This is a genomic window from Streptomyces sp. 8L (genome assembly GCF_020176795.1).
Classification (GTDB): Bacteria; Actinomycetota; Actinomycetes; order Streptomycetales; family Streptomycetaceae; genus Streptomyces.
On the sequence record NZ_JAIUKE010000121.1, the window covers coordinates 1 to 1,596 of the forward strand.

A 1,596-nucleotide genomic window follows, 5' to 3' on the forward strand; every position below is an offset into this window, starting at 1 on the left:
ATCGCAAAAACACCCTCCCGCTGTCTCGCGCGCGCGGGGCCGCCCGCCCGGTGCGGGCTGCAAACTCAACCAAAACCCCCCCCCCCCCCCCGGGCCGCCCCCCCCCCCCGGGGGGGGGGCCCATCGACGTTATGCCCGGTGAGAGCATGAGCGGAGGATACGAGATTCGAACTCGTGAGGGGTTGCCCCCAACACGCTTTCCAACTGTCCGTATGGGGGTCCACCCGAGTTCGGCACTGTCCTGACCTGCGGCGCAGGACTCAGCACGGTCGCCTTCGGATTCCCTCGGACGGAGGTGAATGCAACCCGAACTGCAACCCTCCGCTACTCCTTCGTCCGGCGACTACTCCGATTCGAATTCGGCTTCGAGCTTGAGGGTGTTCGCGTTCTCGCGGAGTATGCGCACCTTGTCGTCGCCGAAGCCTTCGGGCCGCTTTGCATGGATTTCTACGGTGATCTCGACCTCGGAGTCGACGAGGTCGAGATGCGGGAGGATCTCGATCGCGTACTTGCTGGCGTTCTTGCTGTACTGCTCGGGGGTGAGCACTGCGCGGGCATAGAAGCGGGTGTTGCGCGGGATAGTGAGCTGACTGGGCTGCTCCTGGCCGACTTCGGCGGGGAGCGTCAGGCCAAGTCCTGGGGTGCTCTCGGCTGGGAGAGCGCTTGCGGGCGTCGTCTCGCTTTCCTGGCTGGCCCGCTGTGCAGGTACCACGGCTGCGGCTTCCCCGTCTGCCTGGCGTTGCAGAATTGCGAGGTCTGGCCGGACCAGGAGGGTGGAGTTGGTGATCTGTCCGAAGCGGGTGTCGCCGCCGGGTAGCACGAGTCCGTCGTAACGGGTGGCGGTCTGGTCGTAGCCGGTGGCCAGGGCGAAGCCTTCCGTTTCCCAGCCGATCATGTGCAGCACGTCCTCGATGCCCTGGTCGAGCACCGCTCGGTCTCGCAGGCGGTTCATGTATGGGTATCGGGTGTGCAGCTCCCACAGCTGGCCGACACTGATGTGGCCATCGCGCTGCCAGATGGAGGCGAGCGGGCCGGTCAGCTTCTGGTGTAGCAGCGCCGGGGCCTGCTGCAGCCACAGCAGGGCCTCACGCTTGAGCCGCTCCGCGGTGCGCACGGCCAGATCCGGCTTGCTGGTCTCGACCTTGATGGCCTCCCACTGCACGGGACGCGCCGGGTCCTCGCGCTGCTCGGGCACCAGTGCCCAGTGGTAGGTCTCAGCTATGCGCAGCTGGACCTTCTCGTCGGCCCCCTTGATGCGACTTTCGGCTTGGCGGCGCTGGCTGGGGTTGAGGTCGAGTTCGTCGGCGCGGTCCAGGACCCTGTGCCAGCCGAGGTACTCGCGCGCGGCCTCCATCAACTCGTCGATCCGCTTCTTGTCCGGGGCGAGGAAGACCAGCGTATTCCGGTGCGCACGTTGCGACGGGCCACGGGAGTTCAGCGCCTCAGCTGCGAAGAGCATCGCTGGGCTATCGTCCTTGTTCTTGCTGTGGTGGGGGGGGGGGGGGGGGGGCCCCCCCCCGCGCACAGCGGGGGGGGGGGGGGGGGGGGGGGGGTGGGGGGGGGGCCGGGCACCCGGGACGGGGCCGCGAGGGCGGG

1 protein-coding gene is annotated in these 1,596 nt (G+C 68.2%); it reads right to left on the reverse strand.

All coding sequences use genetic code 11. The features are described 5' to 3' along the window. Positions 1–343 precede the first annotated feature (343 nt). The gene (locus tag LCE31_RS12235) at positions 344–1,459 is read right to left on the reverse strand and encodes a hypothetical protein (protein WP_225014233.1); all 1,116 of its coding nucleotides are present in this window, start codon (positions 1,457–1,459) and stop codon (positions 344–346) included. Positions 1,460–1,596 lie beyond the last annotated feature (137 nt).